Here is a 3,263-nt window from a genome sequence, read left to right as displayed (position 1 = left end):
CGTCCTCGATGTCGGCGAGCTTGAGCCAGCGGTGCAGACACGACTCGGAGATCCCGAAGTCCTTCGCGATCTGCGCGATGGGCGCCTCACCCTTGCGGGCGACCGCGACGACGTCACGGCGGAACTCGGGCGGGAACGCTTTCGGCATGGCAGACATCCTTCCAGCGAGGAACGCATCCTCACAGGTCAGGAGTCAACCGAACCGGGGGCAGTCCCGGTTGCCGCTTGGGCGGGGACGACGCCGTTGCCGAGGACGCGCAGCGCGGCGGTGCGGGGCAGTCCGAGTGTTGGGTTGGTGACCCAGTGTTCGGGTAGGCCCATGAGCCATTCCACGAACGGCGGCGCGAGGACGGGTTTGCCGCGCTGCCCGGGTTGGGTGGGTGCGGGGACGGGCCGGCCGATCAGTATTTCCCAGCTGGCGATCGCGGGGGCGTAGATCCCCCAGGTGGTCTCGTCGAGTGTGCCGAGGCTTCCGCTGGTGAGCTGGGCGACGGTGGTGCGCAGGTCCGCGCCGCCGTCGCCGTGGCGGCCGGGGCCGTGCCCGTCGGAGGCCCGGGGCGTCGGTAGGCGATGTGGTACGCAGCGCACGGCCGCTGACGGCAGCGTGAGGTCCCCGTGCGAGCCCCGTTGCCCTGGGCAGCCTTTCTGCCCGTCGGTGGCACGCGGGGTGGGCAGCAGTACTTGTGACAGGGGCGGCCGGAAGCCTGTGCCGGCGCGACGGCCTGAGGTGCCGGTGTCGCTGGCGCGTGGGGTCGGTAGAAGGTAATGCCGGGTGCCGTGGGGTTCGATGACGTCGGGCAGTCCGTGCTGGTGGCCGGGCCCCTTCCCGTCACGGGCGCAGGGTGTGGGCAGCGTCCGCAGCCTCTCCCCCGCTTCGGGTGGCGAGCAGGAACAGCCGGTCGCGTCGGTGGGCGGCGCCGATGTCGGATGCGCGTAGGCATAGCCAGCTCGTGTCGTACCCGAGCGCGGCCAGGTCGGCGTGCACGACGTCGAGTCCGCGCCGCCGGAGGGCGGCCACGTTCTCCACGAACACAACCGGGGGCCGAAGACAGCGAATGGCTTGGGTGATGTGGTGCCAGAGGCTGGAGTGGGGGCCGGTGATGCCGGCGCGTTTGCCGGCGTTGGAAATGTCCTGGCAGGGGAACCCGGCGGTGAGGACGTCGACGAGCGGCACGTGGGGCCAGTTGATGGTGCGGATGTCGCCGAGGTTGGGCACGTGCGGCCAGTGGTGTGCGCAGACGGTGCGGGCGTGTCGGTCGGTTTCGGCGTACCAGGCGAGCCGGCCGCCGAGCACCAGTTCGACGGCCATGTCGAGGCCGCCGTATCCCGTGCACAGCGATCCGATTCGGGTCCCCAGGCGGTGGTCACTCACGCCACCCCCCGTGCACGACGATGGTGATGGCCTGGCTGTCAGTCATCGGACGCCCCCGAGCGGGTCGGAATGTGCGACCTTGGTGAAGATCAGGACGTCTTCGTGCGTGATCAGGTGCAGTGGCGTGCCGGCGGCGCGGGCCTTGCGGACGGCTTGGAGTTGGAAGAACGACGGGCGGGCGACGAGGCGCCCGTCGCGGACTGCGGCGAGGAGGGCGACGCACCGCTCGGTCGGCGTCAGGCCGGCGCGGACGCCGGCGGCGATGACGGCGGAGGGCAGGTCGACGAGTTGGCCGTTCTTGCGCCACGGCCTTGCGGTGACCACGACGGTGCCGCCGGGGCGGAGCAGGATCGCGCAGCCGGTAAGGATCTGTTCGAAGCCGTCGGTGAGGCCGGTGAGGTCGCGGTAGGCGAGGTTGCCGCGGTCGGTGCCGTCGTTGTAGGCGTTGTCGAACTTCGCCACCCCGTCCGCGCCGGGCCGGACGAGGCCGTGCACCGTCGGCCCGTACGGCGGTGAGGTGACCACGAGGGCGACCTGGCCGGCGAGGGCGGCGGGCAGTAGGGACCGCAGCCGGGGGGCGTCCCCGCGGATTACCGAGGCCCGGCCGGTGGCGCCCTGCTGATGGGCGTGGGTGATGTTGGCGTCGGCGATGTCCGACCACCGCGACTCGTACTCCACACCGATGGCGTCACGGCCGGCGTGGATGGCCTCGACGAGGGTGGTGCCGATCCCGCACATCGGATCCAGCACGAGGTCCCCGGGCTGGGTGTAGGCGTGCACGGCGTGCGCGGCGATTGCCGGCAGCATCCGGGCGGGGTGCTTGACCGATTCGGCCACGTACCGGCCGCGGCGCTGTACCGGGCCGGTGCGCTGGGCGGTCGCCCACACCGACAGACTTTCCAGCCCGCCCGGCGCAGGGTGGCGTCCGTCGTCGTCGCGGTGGCGGCCCTCATCGCGGTGCCGGCCGCAGCCGCTGTCAGGCCGGGCCGTCTCGTCCGGTCCGTGCGTGCGGTGTTCAGCCATGGTCACCGCCCTCCCGCCGCCGCTGCCGTGGTGCGGCGGCCGGTGGTGCTGCCTGGGTGAACACGAGCACGTCGGCGTGCACTCGTAGGTGCGCCACCGCCCACTGCTGTTCGCCGGCCTGGCGGGCGAGGGTGAGCAGTTCCTCGTCGGTGACGTGGTAGACGAACGTGTCACCTGAGGTGTCGGCGGCGACGGCGACGATGTGCTGCAGGTAGCCCAGGCCGACCGCTGCGGCGGCGGTGGCCACCGGGGTGAAGTCCTCCGGGCCGACCGTGCTGGCGGGGACGGTGACGACGAGGACGAGGCAGCTGCCGGGGCGCAGCAGCCGGACGCATGCGGTCAGCAGCCACGCCAGCCGGATCCGGTTGGTCGCATCGTCGGCGTCGAGGGGCCAGCAGGCCACGACCAGGCTGGTGGCCTGCTGCAGCGACACGCTGTCGGCCACCGGGACAGCCGGATCGGTTGACGGGGGCAGGTCGGGGTCGGTGAGGTCGTCACCGAACCACGCGCCCACGTCCGGCAGGTCGCCGTCATCGAATCCGGCGGGTTTGTCGTCGTGGGCCGGCGGGGTGGCGGGTCCGATGATCAGGCTGGACACGTCGGTGAACCAGCCGGGATGGTGCCGGCGCCCGCCGGCCGAGCACACGGCGGTCAGGGCGTGGTCACGGGTCAGGTCGACGACCGCCTCGCCGGGCCGGCTGTAGGCGGCCACCAGCCGGTAGGCCAGTCGGGCACCGATGCTGCGGTCGGCGTCGGCGTCGCCGCGGGCGGTGCGCCACACGGTGACCGGGACCGGCGGGTCGCCGGCGACCAGGTCGATCAGAGTCGGGTCGACACCCGGCGGGTCGACGGGGTGGACAGGGTCGTG

The 3,263-nt window shown here is 72.5% G+C and carries 5 protein-coding genes; all 5 read right to left on the bottom strand.

Annotated elements, in window-relative coordinates:
• On the bottom strand, nt 1-148 hold a 148-nt coding region (locus DKL51_RS28740), incomplete at its 3' end, for a transposase (RefSeq protein ID WP_148097714.1).
• Nucleotides 149-186: 38 nt separating this feature from the next.
• Nucleotides 187-588: a hypothetical protein gene (locus DKL51_RS36770; RefSeq protein ID WP_243420795.1), complete on the bottom strand. Its 402-nt coding sequence runs from the start codon at nt 586-588 to the stop codon at nt 187-189.
• A gap of 241 nt (nt 589-829) precedes the next feature.
• Nucleotides 830-1,372: a DNA cytosine methyltransferase gene (locus DKL51_RS28730; protein WP_109965649.1), complete on the bottom strand. Its 543-nt coding sequence runs from the start codon at nt 1,370-1,372 to the stop codon at nt 830-832.
• Nucleotides 1,373-1,414: 42 nt separating this feature from the next.
• Nucleotides 1,415-2,395 carry a TRM11 family SAM-dependent methyltransferase gene (locus tag DKL51_RS28725; protein ID WP_109965650.1) on the bottom strand — a complete coding sequence of 327 codons (981 nt, stop codon included), beginning with the start codon at nt 2,393-2,395 and terminating at the stop codon, nt 1,415-1,417.
• On the bottom strand, nt 2,388-3,263 hold an 876-nt coding region (locus DKL51_RS28720; RefSeq protein WP_124812762.1), incomplete at its 5' end, for a hypothetical protein. The genes DKL51_RS28720 and DKL51_RS28725, both read right to left, overlap by 8 nt.

The sequence above is a fragment of the Micromonospora globispora genome (assembly GCF_003857015.1).
Taxonomy (GTDB): Bacteria; Actinomycetota; Actinomycetes; order Mycobacteriales; family Micromonosporaceae; genus Micromonospora; species Micromonospora globispora.
Note: the sequence above shows the minus strand (reverse complement) of the source record. Positions and strands in the feature narration are given on the sequence as shown.

What these genes read in the sequence shown, in the direction of transcription:
- DKL51_RS28725 (WP_109965650.1), bottom strand. Translation starts at nt 2,395, where the DNA reads ATGGCTGAACACCGCACGCACGGACCGGACGAGACGGCCCGGCCTGAC.